17 protein-coding genes are annotated in these 17,078 nt (G+C 38.8%); 8 read left to right on the forward strand and 9 right to left on the reverse strand.

Annotated elements, in window-relative coordinates; genetic code table 11:
- Positions 1-3 precede the first annotated feature (3 nt).
- On the reverse strand, positions 4-684 hold the full coding sequence (locus tag KO513_RS18590; protein ID WP_215914682.1) for a DUF4331 family protein: 681 nt from the start codon (positions 682-684) through the stop codon (positions 4-6).
- Between the two features lie 291 nt (positions 685-975).
- On the opposite strand from KO513_RS18590, the gene KO513_RS18595 reads away from it, so the two are divergent.
- Positions 976-2,163, forward strand: coding sequence for an LETM1-related biofilm-associated protein (locus KO513_RS18595; protein ID WP_215914683.1), 1,188 nt, complete (start codon positions 976-978; stop codon positions 2,161-2,163).
- Between the two features lie 79 nt (positions 2,164-2,242).
- Here KO513_RS18595 and KO513_RS18600 read toward each other — a convergent pair whose 3' ends face one another.
- From KO513_RS18600 to KO513_RS18620, 5 genes are all read right to left on the reverse strand, one after another.
- A complete protein-coding gene (locus KO513_RS18600) occupies positions 2,243-2,998 on the reverse strand; it encodes a LytR/AlgR family response regulator transcription factor (RefSeq protein WP_215914684.1) in 756 nt (251 codons plus the stop codon).
- Positions 2,999-3,028: 30 nt separating this feature from the next.
- The gene (locus KO513_RS18605) at positions 3,029-3,364 is read right to left on the reverse strand and encodes a 2TM domain-containing protein (protein WP_215914685.1); all 336 of its coding nucleotides are present in this window, start codon (positions 3,362-3,364) and stop codon (positions 3,029-3,031) included.
- Between the two features lie 23 nt (positions 3,365-3,387).
- Positions 3,388-3,681, reverse strand: coding sequence for a 2TM domain-containing protein (locus KO513_RS18610; RefSeq protein ID WP_215914686.1), 294 nt, complete (start codon positions 3,679-3,681; stop codon positions 3,388-3,390).
- 146 nt (positions 3,682-3,827) lie between these two features.
- Positions 3,828-5,171 carry a 2TM domain-containing protein gene (locus KO513_RS18615; RefSeq protein ID WP_215914687.1) on the reverse strand — a complete coding sequence of 448 codons (1,344 nt, stop codon included), beginning with the start codon at positions 5,169-5,171 and terminating at the stop codon, positions 3,828-3,830.
- Positions 5,172-5,295: 124 nt separating this feature from the next.
- Positions 5,296-5,757, reverse strand: a complete 462-nt coding sequence (locus tag KO513_RS18620; protein ID WP_215914851.1) for an Lrp/AsnC family transcriptional regulator — start codon at positions 5,755-5,757, stop codon at positions 5,296-5,298.
- 159 nt (positions 5,758-5,916) lie between these two features.
- Between KO513_RS18620 and metE the strand changes: the two genes are divergently transcribed.
- From metE to KO513_RS18640, 4 genes are all read left to right on the forward strand, one after another.
- Positions 5,917-8,241, forward strand: a complete 2,325-nt coding sequence (metE, locus tag KO513_RS18625) for a 5-methyltetrahydropteroyltriglutamate--homocysteine S-methyltransferase (protein WP_215914688.1) — start codon at positions 5,917-5,919, stop codon at positions 8,239-8,241.
- An 83-nt stretch (positions 8,242-8,324) separates the two neighbouring features.
- A complete protein-coding gene (locus tag KO513_RS18630) occupies positions 8,325-9,878 on the forward strand; it encodes an NAD(P)/FAD-dependent oxidoreductase (RefSeq protein WP_215914689.1) in 1,554 nt (517 codons plus the stop codon).
- 58 nt (positions 9,879-9,936) lie between these two features.
- A complete protein-coding gene (locus KO513_RS18635) occupies positions 9,937-11,250 on the forward strand; it encodes a DEAD/DEAH box helicase (protein WP_215914690.1) in 1,314 nt (437 codons plus the stop codon).
- A gap of 263 nt (positions 11,251-11,513) precedes the next feature.
- On the forward strand, positions 11,514-12,272 hold the full coding sequence (locus KO513_RS18640; RefSeq protein ID WP_215438903.1) for an endonuclease/exonuclease/phosphatase family protein: 759 nt from the start codon (positions 11,514-11,516) through the stop codon (positions 12,270-12,272).
- 67 nt (positions 12,273-12,339) lie between these two features.
- Here KO513_RS18640 and KO513_RS18645 read toward each other — a convergent pair whose 3' ends face one another.
- Complete coding sequence (locus KO513_RS18645) at positions 12,340-13,173, reverse strand: alpha/beta fold hydrolase (RefSeq protein ID WP_215914691.1); 834 nt, start codon at positions 13,171-13,173, stop codon at positions 12,340-12,342.
- A gap of 141 nt (positions 13,174-13,314) precedes the next feature.
- Between KO513_RS18645 and KO513_RS18650 the strand changes: the two genes are divergently transcribed.
- Complete coding sequence (locus KO513_RS18650) at positions 13,315-13,923, forward strand: FMN-binding negative transcriptional regulator (RefSeq protein WP_215914692.1); 609 nt, start codon at positions 13,315-13,317, stop codon at positions 13,921-13,923.
- Here the strand turns inward: KO513_RS18650 and KO513_RS18655 are convergent.
- The gene (locus tag KO513_RS18655; protein ID WP_215914693.1) at positions 13,920-14,912 is read right to left on the reverse strand and encodes an NAD-dependent epimerase/dehydratase family protein; all 993 of its coding nucleotides are present in this window, start codon (positions 14,910-14,912) and stop codon (positions 13,920-13,922) included. The genes KO513_RS18650 and KO513_RS18655 overlap by 4 nt on opposite strands.
- Positions 14,913-15,091: 179 nt before the next feature.
- On the opposite strand from KO513_RS18655, the gene KO513_RS18660 reads away from it, so the two are divergent.
- Positions 15,092-15,457: a TfoX/Sxy family protein gene (locus KO513_RS18660; RefSeq protein WP_215914694.1), complete on the forward strand. Its 366-nt coding sequence runs from the start codon at positions 15,092-15,094 to the stop codon at positions 15,455-15,457.
- A gap of 59 nt (positions 15,458-15,516) precedes the next feature.
- Here the strand turns inward: KO513_RS18660 and KO513_RS18665 are convergent, their stop codons facing one another.
- Positions 15,517-15,996: a Dps family protein gene (locus KO513_RS18665; protein ID WP_215914695.1), complete on the reverse strand. Its 480-nt coding sequence runs from the start codon at positions 15,994-15,996 to the stop codon at positions 15,517-15,519.
- A 107-nt stretch (positions 15,997-16,103) separates the two neighbouring features.
- On the opposite strand from KO513_RS18665, the gene KO513_RS18670 reads away from it, so the two are divergent.
- Positions 16,104-17,042 (forward strand): hydrogen peroxide-inducible genes activator, encoded by a 939-nt coding sequence (locus tag KO513_RS18670; protein WP_215438897.1) that lies wholly within the window; start codon positions 16,104-16,106, stop codon positions 17,040-17,042.
- The last annotated feature ends 36 nt before the right edge of the window (positions 17,043-17,078 follow it).

Here is a 17,078-nt window from a genome sequence, read left to right on the forward strand (position 1 = left end):
TTATTATTGTTTTCTATTGGTAGTTACCCAAGTTTTGTACACTTTTAAGCCTAATGCGTTAGTTGCCGTAGTTTCTCCTAGAATGCTATTAGGAATCTCCAACACCAAAGCCATTGTATTGGCTCCATCAAAAGTATCTACAGCCTCGCCCTCTGGTAAAAAACCTTCTGGTGCAGTACCGCCAATTACTTTGTTGAATTGTCCAAAATCAAAAAAGAAAGCATCTTGTCTTGGTCCGGCAAAAAGAGAAACACCGTCTTCTGTAGTAGTCGTTAATGCACTTTCGCCAGATATAGCAACTTGCCCTAATGGAGTGCCAACCATAACACCACTGGTTTTTCCGGTTTCAGCAGGAACAACAGGACCAAAGAAATACATGGTATCTTTTCTAGGGATGGCCTGAATAACCAAATCCTCTATTAAGTCATTATTTGTATCAATATTGATTTCCGTTAATACATCTTCATCAAATGTTCCATATGCCAAATCAGGAAGTACGTTGGTCTGTAGATCTACAATAAATACCGTATTCTCTGGATTAGAAGGCGATTCAAATCCGTAGAAATCCGCAATATCCGCAGTATTGCCCGTTGTTCCTGGCGCATCAATATGATCCGCAGCCACTAGAACCGCACCAACAACGGCGAGGATTCCCATGCCAAATAAAAGTTTTGTCTTTTTCATTTTTAAGTTTTTAATGATTATTAATTCACCCCTACTTACGGGACTTTAGTAGCAGGGTTTGGTTTTAAATGTTAATAAAATGTTAAATGAAATACAGCAGAAACATTTCCCTTAGAAGCCCTATTACTTTTTACACATAATTAAATCCTCTCATTATTAGTAATTTGACAATACCCAACCCTATATACACCTACGTTTTTAAAAATGGGCTATCTAAACATATTCTATTCCCAACGAGGATTGTTTTTATTCATTTTAGCGTAATTTGGCACTCTAAAAACCAATAAAACTATGAACCCTTCGGCTTCAGGTTGGATCAATAAATTCGGTTCGCTTGTAGAAAAAGAGCGAGACCGCTACTCTAGTTTTGATACGCTCTACCGTGACTTAAGAAGCACCGGTTTCGTTTACGGTATCAACATGGGTATTCCACAATTCATTGTTGCCGAACATAAACTTTCCGAAGATGAGTGTGCAAAAATCAACCTTCTAAACGCACTCTACGGTACCTACACCCTGGAGACCAGCAAAACGGACTTCAAGGCTTTTCTAGAAGAAATTTTTCGGTTTTATAAAGAATTAGAGATTGGTCATATTTCTCTTCTTAGCAAAATACTTACCGGCTCACAAACGGCTGCGCAGTTAGAAAAACTAATAGATTCTAGAGTTTCTCTTGGAGATAATTTAATTAGCAAGACATTCAACAGCATTATTACCAATTCATTATTGTTTATAGATGTCCTTCTATTTAAGCGGTACTTATGCAATTCCATAAACATAAGAGAGCAGGCACAATTGGTAGAGTACCTTACCATAAACATTACCTATCACGCCCTAAGCTCCAAGGAAAAGAACAAGAGCGATGAGCGTTTGGCACAACTATTTGCGTCCTCATTGACCTTTATTGAAATTGATTCCCAAAATTTTGACGGTTCATACCGTGAAAAACTACTTGAGAACCGTTCCGAAATTGAAAACCGATATTTTTTAGATGTAGCCTGTTTGGCGGTGTGGGAAGACAAGTCTTTAGAATACCAAGAATCAGAGTTTATATTTGGTCTTGGCAAGGACTTGAAATTAGCAGAAGAGGATATTCTTAATTCCCTTGAGGAAATTAAAATTTTCTTTATAAAAAATTCTAAAACTATACCCTTTTTAAAAGACACCAATCTAGCGATTCAGTTTTATGATAACATGTCCAAAATGGTAAATAAACTGATTTTAAGAAATAGCAAGCGCTTACAAAAAGAACTATCCGAAAGTAAAGAATTGGTCTACCTCATTTCAAAATCTACCTTAAAAGATCTTACTCCAGAAGAAAAGAAAAAGGTACAAAACCAACTGATCGATATTTTTAAAAGCATACCTTCCTTAGCTATTTTTATACTTCCGGGAGGTGCCGTGCTCTTGCCCATTTTTATAAAACTAATTCCAAAGTTACTCCCTTCGTCTTTTGATGAAAATCGTGTAGAAAAATAGATTTTTTTGCTAAAATAAGTACTATAAGAAAAATCTATATACACTATTAATTAACTTTAAATCAAATCATTAAATTACTTTACTCCAACCATAACTTAAAATCTTTGACACGCTCTCTACTTACAATGATTTCTTGCTCATTAAAGTGATTTAACTTGATTTGAAGCCGAGAATTGGCATAAGAAACAATGTCTTTTATATGATTTATATTGATATAAAATTTGCGACTCACCCGAAAGAAAGTTTGAGGCTCCAATTCATTTTCTAGATTTTCCAAGGTGGTGTCCAAAAGGTAATTTCTACCATCCGAAGTTGCCGCATAAGTTCCTTTATTTTCACTATAAAAACTTTCAACTTCATCTGCATTGATTATTTTTAAGTGCTGCCCCACCCTTGCTGTGAATCGTTTTTTATATTCCCGCTCCAACGGGTTTACCAAGAGATTTTTTATATCATCAAAGTTGAGCGTCATAGGCTTGGTTTCAGGCCTTAAGAACCTATATTTTTCAACAGCCGCCTCCAGCTCCTCATCATCTATGGGTTTCAACAAATAATCAATGCTATTCAACTTAAAAGCTTGCAACGCATACTCATCAAAAGCAGTCGTAAAAATGATAGCACTTTTCACCTCTACGGTATCAAAAATCTCAAATGAAAGTCCATCTGAAAGCTGAATATCCAAGAATATAAGGTCTGGATGCGTATTATTTTGAAACCATTCAACAGCCTCTTCAACAGAGTGAAGCATTTGCGACACCTCTACACCTAAATTCAACAACAAACGTGATAACCGCCTTGCCGCAGGCTTTTCATCTTCTATAATTATGGTCTTCATACTGGGTTGGGTTGATTTAAATCTAGTTACCTAAAAGTACTTCTTCATTTTGTTTTTATCAGCCTCCATATATTTCTGAATTTGGCGCTCCTCCCATTTTTTACCAAAGAAAGGATTATAAGAAAACACCTTAAAACCATGAAACAAAACCCCTATTCCCCAAAAGAAGAATGTAGAAAACGTTCCGAAATTAAAGAAAGCCTCTGTAAAACTCTCGCCATTGTTCATGTTACCGATTACAGCTCCGGTCATAACCATGATATTCACCAAAACAAAAACAGTTAAATGAATATAAAACCCTTTTAATCGCTCCACCTGTTTCTTTGCCCTAGCCTGTTTACTCCTTCTATCTAATGATTGATCCATTTTAATTTGTTTTAACATTATACTTACTGCCATTTAGTTCTCTGCTCATCCTCCTGCATAAACTGCTTTATTTTGCGCTCTTCCCAATCACGTCCAAACAACGAATTATTTCCGAACGTTTTTATAGCCCCCACTACAACACCTATTCCCCAACCAAATGCAGCCCAAAGAAACCAAGGGTAAGCAAAGCCGTTCGTCAAATAATTTATGGCCGCCAAAAAGCTTATGGCCACTACATAGGAAATCAACCCTGTATAAAATTTCTTCTCTGCCTCAACCCTTTCTTTTGCTCTAATGTATTTACTTTCCCTATCCATAATTTAAGTGTTTTATCGGTTATTGCTTACCAGGTCAAAATTCGGCCAAAACGCTCCATCTTTAAAATATTACTTCCTGAACTGTAGTTTTTTAAGACCGAATTGCAAACTATTCATTTAAGTTATAAATCACCACTACAGCTAGACTAAAAGTTTTCATCATCCATATACTCCCGCATCTTTTTTTCCTCCCAGCGTTTTCCCCACAGCGGATTGGTACCAAAAGCTTCCATAGCATGCATAGCCACTCCAAAACCCCATCCCATTACAGGAAAAATAACCCACGGAAAACTGGTCGTCCTATAATTCAAAAAAACCAAGAAGGGGATTACAATACAATACGCCAATAAATTACCATAAAACCCTTTAATAGCCTCCACACGCTCTTTTGCCTTCTCATAGCGTTTATCCTGAATATACTCTTGTTGCACCTCCATAGTTGAAATTTGTTTTAAAAGTATAGGCAACTTGACACTGAACTCGGTTGCCGTTTTATCTATTTGAACTTTTCTGTCCGTTAAAAGGGCATAGCGCTCACGTATATTATACAAGCCCACACCACTGCTCTTCTTTACCACCTGTTTCTCCTGCAGATTATTAATTACAATCAGTTCTCCTTCTTGCTCAAACACCCGTAAACGTAGTGGCTTGCTAGAGGTTACCACATTATGTTTTACCGCATTTTCAATCAATAACTGAAGTGACAATGGCACTATCTTGGATCCCGGGTTCAAGGCTGCTTCTGGGATATCAAAAACAATACTGTCCTCAAATCGCATTTTCAAGAGTTGCACGTACGTTCTGGCAAATTTAAGCTCCTCATCAACCAAAACCAGGTCTTTACTTTTTTGTTCAAGTACATACCTATAAACCTTTGATAAAGACGAAGTAAACTTTTGTGCTTGATACGGGTCTTCCTCTATAAGACTAGACAACACATTTAAACTGTTGAACAAAAAATGAGGATCTAATTGATTCTTTAATGCATCAAATTTTGCCGATGCCGTATTGGCTATTATTTTTTGCTCCTTTACCTTATTTTCTTGCCTATACCTGTAATAATAGATAGCGTAAAAAACCATAGCTATTATCAGGGAAATTGCAGTAGAACGCAGGTAATTATCCGTTGAATGATACACCAAAGCCTCTTGAACGGACTTACCATAGAGAGAAACCATTGCAATAAAAGTGGCTACAAAAACACCAAAACAGGATATAATCGCATTTCCCAAGACCGCGAACACCATTCGCTTTATGGTATATATATTTCTTTCATACTTCTTCAAAAGAAAATAGAACCAATACATATTTACGACATACAACACCACCGAAAATATAATGTTCACCATGTACTCCCGCCAGACATTTTCGAAAATCAATTCAAATCTTTGCTCATTGGTAAAATACCAATATGTATTAAACCCAAAGAAGACTATGTTCCCGATAACAAAACCCCAAAAGAGCTCCTTTAAAATTCTACTGCCACCCATTTTTCTTGTTTTCTAAAAAACATCCATACCAATTAGCAATGTAAAGATGCCCAACCATAGCCCGTTTTAAAAATGAATATGACCCAACTGTAGATAAACCGCCCCAAACTGCAGTCCGCATCTACTAAAACGGAACACCATACCCTTGTTTTATAGTCCCAATCACAAAAGTGCTGTGCGCACTCCCTATATTATTTACAGCCCCCAAGGTGTTGATTACAAAGTCCTGATAATGCTTCATATCACGCACCAACACTTTTAACCTAAAATCATAATCGCCGGAAATATTATAACACTCCGTTACTTCTTTTACCGCGCAAATATCCTCAACAAATTGATTTCCAATATCTTTCGTATGTTGTTTTAAGGTGATATCACAAAAAACAATCAGCTCTAGCCCCATTTTTCCTGCATCCAACAAAGCGGAATACCCTTTAATATACCCCTCTTTTTCCAATTTTCGCACCCGCTCATAAACCGGTGTTGGAGATAGATTAACATTGGCCGCTAGCTCTTTTGTAGTAATATTCGAGTTTTTTTGAAGCTGTTTTAATAATTTCAAATCGGTCAAATCCAAATTTTCCATAGATAAATCGTCTTTAAAACATCCTTTACAGAACATTTACTTTTAATTTACACTTTAAAAATACCTATTTACAGTTAAATATTCTTAATTAAAATGATAATTATGGATAAAATATCCTTTACAATAGCTTTGCATAGATATTAATTGAAAAACAACAGCATGAAAACTACCAACCTTGGTTATCCCCGAATTGGAAGTAAAAGAGAATTAAAAAGAGCCCTAGAACAATATTGGTCTGGAAAAACAGACCTTGAATCCCTGTTGGCTACGGCAAAAAACATCCGGAAAGAAAACTGGTTGTTACAAAAAGAACAAGGTATAGACCTGATTCCGAGTAACGACTTCTCCCTTTACGACCAAGTATTGGACCTTTCTACAACCTTAGGGTGTATTCCAGAGCGCTATACTGCACTGGCAAACAACCCGTCTTTCTCCGGCCATGACCTTTATTTTGCCATGGCAAGGGGTATTCAACAAGATGGAGCGGATATTACCGCTATGGAAATGACCAAGTGGTTTGACACCAACTACCATTACATTGTTCCAGAATTTACTAAAAACCAAGTGTTTAATGTTTCTCCGGATAAAATCATAAACGAATACAAAGAAGCACTAGACTTAGGTATCAAAACCAAACCGGTACTGATCGGCCCCGTTTCTTTCCTTCTATTGGGAAAAGAAAAGGAAAATGGCTTTCATAGAATAGACCTTTTAGAAAGACTTCTTCCCGCGTATGAAGAAATTCTTCAGCAATTGGCCGATATTGATGCGGAATACGTTCAATTTGACGAACCTTATTTAGCGCTCAACCTTACGGAAAAAGAGCAGCGCGCCATACATCAAACCTATTCATATTTTGCCACCAAATTCCCTAGTTTAAAATTAACGGTCGCCAATTATTTTGACTGTTTTGGCGAAAATATAGATACAGCATTAGCTCTACCTGTACACACTTTGCATTTAGATTTAGTACGCTGTCCGTTGCAATTAGATGATATCATAAAATCAAATAAACTAAATAGTTACACTCATTTATCTTTAGGAGTAGTTGATGGTAGAAACATCTGGAAAAACGACTATGAGAAATCCCTTAAACTGGTTCAAAAAGCAATTGACCATGTGGGTGCCGAACGCGTTCTTATTGCACCTTCCTGTTCCTTGTTACACTCCCCTTGCGATTTGGATTTAGAATCAAATGAAAAGAATCTAAACGGAGAAATCAAACAATGGCTGGCCTTTGCCAAACAAAAATTAGAAGAAGTTGCCACGATCAAACAGTTGGCCAATAAAGAGAACCTTTCCGGAAGTCTGGAAAAGCTAAAAAAGAATAGCGAAGCGCTTGCCAATAAAAAAACGGCAACGCTAATTCATAATCAAAAAGTAAAACAACGCGTAAGCGCCCTTACCGCCAAAGACGACCAAAGGGAAAGCACATTCCCAACCCGACAGAAACTTCAGAAAGAAGCTTTAGACCTTCCTTTGTTCCCTACCACTACCATTGGTTCTTTTCCACAAACCAAAGAGGTACGTAGCTGGAGGGCCAATTTCAAAAAAGGAAATTTATCTGCAGAGGAGTACAATGTTCTTTTAGAAAAGGAAACTAAGGAAACCATAGAATTCCAAGAGCGTACGGGGCTAGACGTACTTGTACATGGTGAATTTGAGCGAAACGATATGGTAGAATACTTTGGGGAACAACTAAACGGATTTGCCTTTACGAGCTTTGGTTGGGTACAGAGCTACGGTAGCAGATGCGTAAAGCCTCCTATTATTTACGGAGATGTATCCAGAGAAGCGCCTATGACGGTCAAATGGTCCGCTTTTGCACAATCGTTGACCAAGAAACCCGTAAAGGGAATGCTGACCGGCCCGGTTACCATTTTACAGTGGTCCTTTGTTCGTAATGACCAACCACGTTCTGAAACCTGTACACAGATTGCGTTGGCCATCCGGGATGAAGTTGTAGACCTTGAAAAGGCCGGGTTACAGGTAATTCAAATTGATGAACCTGCTATTAGAGAAGGGCTACCCTTACGTAAAGAAGATTGGGATACTTATTTGCACTGGGCCATAAAGGCATTTAGAATTTCTGCCAGTGGTGTTAAGGATGAAACGCAAATCCACACCCACATGTGTTATTCCGAGTTCAATGATATTATTTCCAATATAGCGGATATGGATGCCGATGTCATTACCATTGAATGTTCAAGATCGCAAATGGAACTTTTAGACGTTTTTGCAACTTTTAAATACCCCAACGAGATTGGACCCGGTGTTTATGATATTCACTCACCAAGAGTTCCGGAAAGGGCGGAGATGGTTGCTTTAATGGAAAAAGCTGCCAAACAGATTCCGGTAGAGCAGATTTGGATCAATCCGGATTGCGGGTTAAAGACCAGACACTGGCCGGAAACCAGGGAAGCCCTTATAGAAATGGTAGCCGCAGCTAGAGAATGCCGCCAAAACAGTGCCGTTCTAGCGTAACAAACCCAAATTAAAGTTCAAAATGCATCCCACAATTCGTAGGATGCATTTTTTTATACCATAAAGCGCAGTAGCTTTGCACTATGGTAAGAAGAATTCAGTTACGCGTATCGTTAAAAGAGGAAAGCAAGCCCAATATCCTCTTACAGAAAACTGCCAAATATTTGAGCGAGGACGAGAAGAACATCACCATTAAGGTGTTGCGTAAATCTATTGATGCCCGTAAACCTACCATCTATTTCAATTACAAAATGGAGGTCTACATTAACGAGAAACCTTCAAAAGCTCCCGATTACGAATTTAAATACCAAGATGTTTCCAAAGCCAAGGAAGTTCATATCATTGGTTTTGGCCCGGCAGGCATGTGGGCGGCCCTACGCTGTCTGGAACTTGGGTACAAACCTATTGTTTTAGAACGCGGGAACAACGTCCAAAACAGAAGACGGGATTTAAAAGCCATCAATCAGGACCATACGGTAAACGAAGATTCCAACTACTGCTTTGGCGAAGGCGGTGCCGGCACCTACTCCGATGGTAAATTATACACCCGCAGCCTTAAACGCGGAGACGTACGCCGTATTTTTGAAAGTTTGGTCCATCATGGCGCTACGGAAGAAATCTTGGTAGATGCACACCCACATATCGGCACCAACAAACTGCCTAAAATTGTACAAAACATAAGGGAAACCATAATCGAGCATGGTGGCGAAGTCCATTTTAATACAAGGCTTACCAATTTCACGGTAAAAAACAACAAGATAGAAAGTCTACAGTTGCAGAACGGGAATGAAATGAAAGCGAATAGGGTTATCCTGGCCACGGGACATTCGGCGCGGGATATCTATTATTTACTGAACGACAAGAAAATCGGCCTGAAGGCCAAATCTTTTGCCATGGGCGTTCGTGTAGAACATCCTCAGCATATAATCGATTCTATCCAATACCATTGTTCGGGCGAGCGCAACGAGTTGCTCCCTGCTGCCGCATATAGTTTGGTAGAGCAAGTGAAGAATCGTGGGGTGTATTCTTTTTGTATGTGTCCCGGCGGATTTATCGTTCCGGCTGCGACGGCTCCCGGAGAAGTGGTCGTTAACGGTATGTCTCCCTCTAAACGAAACAACAAATTTGCCAATTCGGGTATTGTAGTAGAAATTAATGCCGATGAAGATTTGTACAAATATGAACGTTTTGGGGTTTTAAAGGGACTGGAATACCAGAAAGATTTAGAGCGATTGGCATTTACTGCGGGCGGAAGAACACAAACGGCACCCGCACAGCGTCTAACGGATTTTGTGGAAGGAAACCTTTCGGCAGACCTTAACCCTACTTCTTACCAACCTGGATTAAATTCCGCTCCGTTACATTCCTTACTTCCAAAACTGATCGGTGGCAGACTTAGGCAAGGTTTCAAAGCTTTTGGCGATAAAATGAAAGGGTATTACACCACCGAAGCTAATATCGTAGGGGTAGAATCCCGAACATCATCCCCGGTTAATATTCCCAGAAATGAAAAACTGGAACACCCTGAAGTGGAAGGGCTTTTTCCTTGCGGAGAAGGCGGTGGCTATGCAGGCGGAATCGTTTCTGCCGCTATGGACGGTGAACGGTGTGCAGAGGCTGCCGTAGCGGGTCTATAATTAGTGTTTATAGGCTTATCCAAACATTAGCCGTATCTTTGCCGCTTATTAAATATACATGACATTTAAAGATTTAGGTATTGCTTTGCCTATACTCAAAGCTATTGAGGAACAAGGATACACAAACCCGACCCCCATACAGGAACAAGCCATTCCGATTTTACTTAACAAAAAAGACCTTTTAGGAGTTGCACAGACAGGAACCGGAAAAACTGCCGCGTTCAGCATTCCTATTATACATCATTTACACAAGAGTCAAGAACAAACTAGAGTGAAACGACGTATACGAACCCTTATCGTTACCCCTACACGCGAACTAGCGATTCAAATAGCCGACAATTTTACGGCCTACAGCAAGTATACCAATATTAAGAATACCGTGATATTTGGTGGCGTCAAGCAATCCCGACAGGTAAATGCTTTACGCAACGGGGTGGATGCTTTAATTGCCACACCGGGACGTTTGCTGGATTTAATGAACCAAAACATTATCTCTTTACGGGATATTGAATACGTGGTTTTGGACGAAGCCGACCAGATGTTAGATATGGGCTTTATTCACGATATTAAAAAAATCATTGCAAAACTACCCAAACAAAGACAGTCGCTTTTCTTTTCGGCAACGATGCCATCAAGTATCGTAGAGCTTTCCAGAACGCTTTTAGGAGATTTTGAACGGGTTACCATAAAACCACAACAGGCCACGGCCGAAAAAGTGGAGCAAGGTGTTTATTTTGTTAGCAAACCTAACAAGCCCAAGTTATTGGTGCACCTAATCAACGAGCGTCCTACGGATTCTGTTTTAGTGTTTTCACGTACAAAGCATGGTGCCAATAAAATAGTCAAGAAACTAGCGCAGGCAGATATAAAGTCCGCTGCCATACACGGTAACAAATCACAGACCGCCAGACAAAAAGCCCTGGGCGATTTCAAGGATGGAAAATTAAGGGTCTTGATCGCTACGGATATTGCCGCAAGAGGAATTGACGTTGAAGAACTCTCTTTAGTGGTAAATTACGATTTGCCCAATGTACCGGAAACCTATGTGCACCGTATTGGTAGAACAGGACGTGCAAGTGCCAGCGGTATCGCCCTTTCTTTTTGCGACAAGGAAGAGCGTGCTTATTTGAAAGATATTGAAAAGTTGATAAAACAACAGGTACCCCGTATGCCGGAGCATCAGTTTATCGATGGAGATGAAGGCGAAGAAACTACAGAGGAAAAAAGACCTCAACAAAGACGCCCTTCAAACAACTCCAGAAACAATAGAAATAGAAACAGGAATAGAAATCTTTCTGGTAATTCCAACAACAGGAATTCAAATAACCGGAATCGTGGTAATTCCAGCAGGCCTTCCCGTAGAGAAGACTAAAAGTATCTCGTTCATTCTTGAACAATAAAAACTACCGTAAAATGTTTGGGCCGTATCATACAGCCTACTCATTTTACGGTTTTTCTTTTTCTATTATTTAAAATAACAGTTTCCTAATTTTCCCTTGGGAGAAGTGAAATACAAAATACTTAAATTGCCTTTTCCAAACGAATATATCTCAACTAAATATGGCTTTAAAATCATTTTTTGCTTCGCTCCTATTTTTCACTCTTAGCATAACACATGCCCAAGATATAAAGGTAATGAGCTACAATATTAAATATGATAATGTGAACGATACCGTAAACAATTGGAACGACCGTAAAGCTCCTATGGTTAAGCTGCTACAGCATTATGCGCCCGAATTTGTGGGTATGCAGGAAGTTCTGTTTAGCCAATTGACTTATTTGGACGAGGCGCTAAAAAACTATAACTACATTGGTGTAGGTAGGGATGACGGTAAGAAAAAAGGCGAGTTCTCCCCTATTCTTTACAATAGTAAAAAGTATAATCTATTACAGTCCAATACATTTTGGCTGTCACCAACACCGGAAAAAATAAGTGTGGGTTGGGATGCCGCTATGGAACGAATTTGCACCTATGGCCTATTTGAAAATAAGATGAACAAACAAAGGTTCTGGGTTTTTAATACGCATTTTGACCATGTAGGAACGGAGGCCCGTGAAAAATCCGCAGCACTTATAATCAAAAAAATCAATGAGATAAATACGGATAATATACCCGTGATGCTTACTGGAGATTTTAACTTGAAGCCAGAATCAGAACCTATTCAATTTCTAAAAAAGGAAATGACAGATGGCAAGGAAATTACCCAACAGCCTTTTTATGGTCCTACTGGTACTTTTAGCGGGTTTGACCATTCACGAGTGCTAGACCATCGCATAGACTATATTTTTGTTAAAGGAGTGAAAGTTGAAAACTACCTTCACATAGATGACCGGATGGAAAATAACAAGCATATTAGCGACCATCTTCCCGTAATGGCAACCGTTAGAAAATAGCATAATTCCAAAACAAAAAAAGCCCAAAACTTAACAAGTCTTGGGCTTTTATGCTTTAAACCTTCGTTTACTTCTTAAGGAAAGAAATTAGGATTTCATTCAACTGATCGGCATGAGTTAGGTTTAGACCGTGCGGTGCACCTTTTATTACCTCATACTGACTACCCTTGATTCCCTTTGCCGCTTGATCGGCCGATGTTGCCTGAGGTACTGTAGCATCGGCATCACCATGTACAATAAGCGTGGGCACAGTAACATTTTTTAATTCAGGCCTAAAGTCCGTATGCATCCAAGCTAAAGCCGCCTGAATCGTTGCTCGTGGTGAAGCATGGGACGCTATGCTAAAGTCATACTCTAACTGAGCCTCGCTAACCTTATCCTTGTTGTCATCATAATTATAAAAACCCGTTAGGAATTTTTCCTTTAAGAATCCAGCGCGATCGTTCTGTAAAGCATCTTTGATTCCGTCAAGAGCCTCTTCGGGCACACCATCCGGATTATCATCTTTCTTCTTCACCAACGGAATTATGGAACTGATCAACGCAGCTTTTGCAATTTTGTCCGTTCCATAGTCTGTCATGTAGCGCACTACTTCTCCGCCTCCCATAGAAAACCCTACAATCACGGCGTCTTTCAGGTCCAAGTCCTCAATTATAGCATTCAAATCGCTGGTCAAGGCAGAATAATCATAATCGCCCCATGGAGCCGAAGACGCTCCAAAACCCCTTCTATCGTATGCTATGCATCGGTAGCCTTCCTCAACTATTTTCCAAACTTGCTGCTCCCAAGCTTTGTGGCTTAATGGCCAACCGTGAATAAGTATAACCGGCTGTCCGGACCCGTAATCTTCGTAAAATATATCTACTTCTTCTTTTCCTTTTCTGTTCTTTATAAATGGCATATATTTAATTTTAAAGTGAATTTAAATTTACGGAATGTTTGCAATAGACCTTGCTTCATTCGCATTAATATTCGTCTTAAAAAGATACTTTTACAATTTCTTAAAACACAGTTTTAAAAGAACTGACAATCAATTTAGTTTATGTTCGTACCTGATCAGCACCGCAATGAAAATGTTTCAGAAATTAAGGAGTTTTTAAGGGCGAACAGTTTTGGCATTCTCGTAAGCCAATACCAAAACAAACCCTGGGCTACACATATTCCTTTAGAATTAGAAACTACTGAAGATGGAAAAGAAGTGCTTACCGCACATATTGCCAAAGCCAACCCCCAATGGCGCGAATTTGACCAAAACGAAGAAGTACTTTGTATTTTTAATGGTCCGCACTCTTATATTTCTTCCTCTTGGTACAAAGAAGAAGAGGTCCCCACTTGGAACTATATTGCCGTTCACGTGTATGGTAAGTTGAAAATTTTAAGTGAGGAAGAAGTTATGGCTTCTATGCACAGACTAGTAGATAAGTACGAAGCAAACTCCAAGAACCCAATTTCGCTAAAAAACATGGCTCCCCACACCTTAAAACAAGTAAAAGGTGTAGTAGGTTTTCAGATTGAGATTACGGATATCCAGGCCCAGTACAAGCTTTCCCGTACCCGGGAGCAAGACCACCCCAAAATAATTGCCGAGCTTGAGGACACCAAAGACCCCATGCGTATTGAAATTGCCAAAGCCATGAAAAATAAAGCCTAATTCCTTTTATATTGATTATAAGCCTTGAGGATTCGTTCTATTTTATCATCTTTTTCCTGATTGATGATTTTATGCTGCGGATTTTCATTAAACCATTTTAAAGTTCTTCTTATGCCTTCCGAAAAAGGAATGGTAGCCTTAAAGCTAGGAACAAAGGTCTTTATTTTACTATTGTCAAAAATGACACTTTCCCCTTTATCCGCCAATAGCGTACCGGTAAACGAAGGTTCCATTTTACAAATAAAATCAGAGGCTATATGTACCACCTTAGCTTCTTTGCCCAAGGCATCCGCTAGAATTTTATAAATCATATTCCAACTTAAGATTTCATCGGAAGTAATATGAAACGCATGGCCAATGGCCGTAGTTAACCCCAACAAGCCAACAAAACCCTTTGCAAAATCATCGGCATGGGTTACGGTCCATAACGAAGTACCATCTCCATGAACAATAATTTCCTTTCCTTTTAAAATACGGTCCGCCGTTGTCCATTCCCTAAAACCCCCAATGGCAATAGGAATTACCGTATCATAAGTTAGCGAGGGACGGACTATGGTAATAGGAAAACCGGTTTCTCTATAGGCCTTCATTAAACGGTCCTCACTTCTAATTTTATCGTGCGAGTAATCCCAAAGATTATTGCATAACGGGGTTGATTCGGTTATAATTGGATATTGCAACGGAGTCTGATAGCAAGATGCCGAACTGATGAATATATACTGTTTTGTCTTTCCTTGAAACAATTGAATATCACGCTCTATATCTTCGGGTGTAAAGGCAATCCAATTAACTACCACATCCCAAGTATGCTTTTGTAATTCAGCAAGTTCCTCCGGTTTATTTATATCGCCTAAAATTGTATTCACACCAGCCAGTCCCGCCTTATTTGTACCTCTGTTCAAATGATAAAGGTCAACACCTCTTTCCACCGCCAGTAGGCTAGATGCTGTACTTATATTTCCCGTTCCCCCAATAAATAAAACCTTCATTACGCTGTCATATTTTATTGTTCGAATATACTCATTAGCAATGGTAATCCCATAGTGTCATAGGTTTATTGAAATTCCATGATACTCCAACCCTAGCGTCATAACCATTTAAAACAAAACTGTACTTTTGAATAACGGACAGACCTTTGCACTAACCTCCTTATCCTAAAAGATAAAATATGGCTTACGACGAATATCTTGCAGACCGATGTAGACAAATATTAAAGCAAAAACATGTGTATTCCCAAGAGAAGAAAATGATGGGTACCCTATGCTTTATGGTAGATGATAAAATGTGCTTTGCCATTACTATTGATAAGGACAGTGAGTCTTCTCGCATGATGGCAAGAATAGGAAAAGAAAATCAGAGCGAAATACTTCAATTGCCGCATTGCAGACCTATGGATTTAACTGGACGCAAAATGAAAGGTTATATTTATGTAGATGCGGATGGATTGGATACCGAAGAAGATTTAGAGCGTTGGATTCAACTTTGTCTGGATTTTAACCCATTGGCAAAAAAGAGCAAAAAGAAAAATAAGTAATAAAAAAATCCCCAATGAACCATAAGTCCATCAGGGATTTCTATCTATAATCACCTAAACTATATTTCTTCTGCCAACCAAGCTTTCATCATCCAAACCGTCTTTTCCTGACCGGTAATGAAATCGCTCATCATAGAGTTGGTTCCTTCATCTCCAGATTCATCCGAAGCATCTAGAATACGTCTCTCAATAATTAAAAGTTCCTTTAGGGAATCTACTATTAAACGAATAGCCTCTTCATCATGAGAAACATTCTTCCCAACAGGTACTTTTGCCTTTTCAATATAATCTTCAAAAGTGTGCAACGGCACTCCTCCCAAGGTTAATATACGTTCTGCAATTTCGTCTACATTAAGGTTTGCCTCGGTATATAACTCCTCAAATTTTGGGTGAAGTTCAAAGAAACGTTTCCCTTTAATGTTCCAGTGAATACCTCTTAAATTCTGATAATAACGCTGAAAATTAGCCAAAAGTTCGTTTAAATCATCACTTAATGATTTTGAATCTTTTTCGCTTAATCCTATACTATTTAGTTTCATGATTCTTGTTGTTTTTTCTATGGTATAAAGGTACTGAATAATAGCCCCTGTAATATGATAGTTATCATTGATAGTTTTTATATTTTTATCGTTCGAACTTATAGCAAATGACAATTACTCAACTACAGTACGTACTGGCCGTTGCCGAGTACAGAAATTTTACTTTAGCCGCCGAAAAAAGCTTCGTTACCCAACCTACTCTAAGTATGCAAGTACAGAAGTTGGAAGATGAATTAGATATCTTAATTTTTGACCGAAGTAAAAAACCTATTTCTATTACAGAAGTGGGCGCAAAAATTGTTGCACAGGCCAAAAATATCGTAAACGAGGCCAGTAGAATCAAAGACGTGGTAGATCAGGAAAAAGGATTTATTGGCGGAGATTTTACTTTAGGTATTATACCTACCATTATGCCCACTTTGCTGCCCATGTTCCTAAAGTCTTTTATCAACAAGTACCCAAAGGTAAATTTGATCATAAAAGAACAAAGCACGGAAACGCTTATTAGAAATATTCAAGATGGACATATAGATGCCGCAATTGCTGCAACACCCTTGGGAATTGAATTTATAAAAGAACGCCCTCTATATTATGAACCCTTTGTGGGTTATGTACCCAAAGAACATAGATTGGGTAATTCCGAAACGCTAAAACCCGAAGACCTTGATATTAGCGATGTTCTTCTTTTACAAGACGGCCATTGTTTTAGGGATAATGTAATTAACCTCTGCAAAGCCCCACGGAATTTAGACCATAAGCAGTTCCGTTTGGAAAGCGGCAGTTTTGAAACTCTAATTAATCTAGCGGACGAAAACCTAGGCATGACCCTTTTACCTTATTTGAACACCTTGGTTCTGGACGATAAGAAAAAAAGCAAACTAAAATACTTTGAAGCACCTTCTCCTGCCCGCGAAATAAGTCTTATATATCACAAAAGTGAGCTCAAAATTCAAATCACCGATGCTTTAAGAGATGTTATCTCCAGTATTGTACGAGGGGCTATCGCTTTTCAAGATGTACAAATCATAAGTCCTATTAACAAATAGATAGACCTAAATCCAATAAACCCTTGTACTATACTA

The organism is Zobellia sp. B3R18 (assembly GCF_018860715.1).
Taxonomy (GTDB): Bacteria; Bacteroidota; Bacteroidia; order Flavobacteriales; family Flavobacteriaceae; genus Zobellia; species Zobellia russellii.

Coding starts and splice junctions, on each gene's coding strand:
- KO513_RS18590 (WP_215914682.1), bottom strand. CDS start 684: ATGAAAAAGACAAAACTTTTATTTGGCATGGGAATCCTCGCCGTTGTT.
- KO513_RS18595 (WP_215914683.1), top strand. CDS start 976: ATGAACCCTTCGGCTTCAGGTTGGATCAATAAATTCGGTTCGCTTGTA.
- KO513_RS18600 (WP_215914684.1), bottom strand. CDS start 2,998: ATGAAGACCATAATTATAGAAGATGAAAAGCCTGCGGCAAGGCGGTTA.
- KO513_RS18605 (WP_215914685.1), bottom strand. CDS start 3,364: ATGGATCAATCATTAGATAGAAGGAGTAAACAGGCTAGGGCAAAGAAA.
- KO513_RS18610 (WP_215914686.1), bottom strand. CDS start 3,681: ATGGATAGGGAAAGTAAATACATTAGAGCAAAAGAAAGGGTTGAGGCA.
- KO513_RS18615 (WP_215914687.1), bottom strand. CDS start 5,171: ATGGGTGGCAGTAGAATTTTAAAGGAGCTCTTTTGGGGTTTTGTTATC.
- KO513_RS18620 (WP_215914851.1), bottom strand. CDS start 5,757: ATGGAAAATTTGGATTTGACCGATTTGAAATTATTAAAACAGCTTCAA.
- metE (WP_215914688.1), top strand. CDS start 5,917: ATGAAAACTACCAACCTTGGTTATCCCCGAATTGGAAGTAAAAGAGAA.
- KO513_RS18630 (WP_215914689.1), top strand. CDS start 8,325: ATGGTAAGAAGAATTCAGTTACGCGTATCGTTAAAAGAGGAAAGCAAG.
- KO513_RS18635 (WP_215914690.1), top strand. CDS start 9,937: ATGACATTTAAAGATTTAGGTATTGCTTTGCCTATACTCAAAGCTATT.
- KO513_RS18640 (WP_215438903.1), top strand. CDS start 11,514: ATGAGCTACAATATTAAATATGATAATGTGAACGATACCGTAAACAAT.
- KO513_RS18645 (WP_215914691.1), bottom strand. CDS start 13,173: ATGCCATTTATAAAGAACAGAAAAGGAAAAGAAGAAGTAGATATATTT.
- KO513_RS18650 (WP_215914692.1), top strand. CDS start 13,315: ATGTTCGTACCTGATCAGCACCGCAATGAAAATGTTTCAGAAATTAAG.
- KO513_RS18655 (WP_215914693.1), bottom strand. CDS start 14,912: ATGAAGGTTTTATTTATTGGGGGAACGGGAAATATAAGTACAGCATCT.
- KO513_RS18660 (WP_215914694.1), top strand. CDS start 15,092: ATGGCTTACGACGAATATCTTGCAGACCGATGTAGACAAATATTAAAG.
- KO513_RS18665 (WP_215914695.1), bottom strand. CDS start 15,996: ATGAAACTAAATAGTATAGGATTAAGCGAAAAAGATTCAAAATCATTA.
- KO513_RS18670 (WP_215438897.1), top strand. CDS start 16,104: ATGACAATTACTCAACTACAGTACGTACTGGCCGTTGCCGAGTACAGA.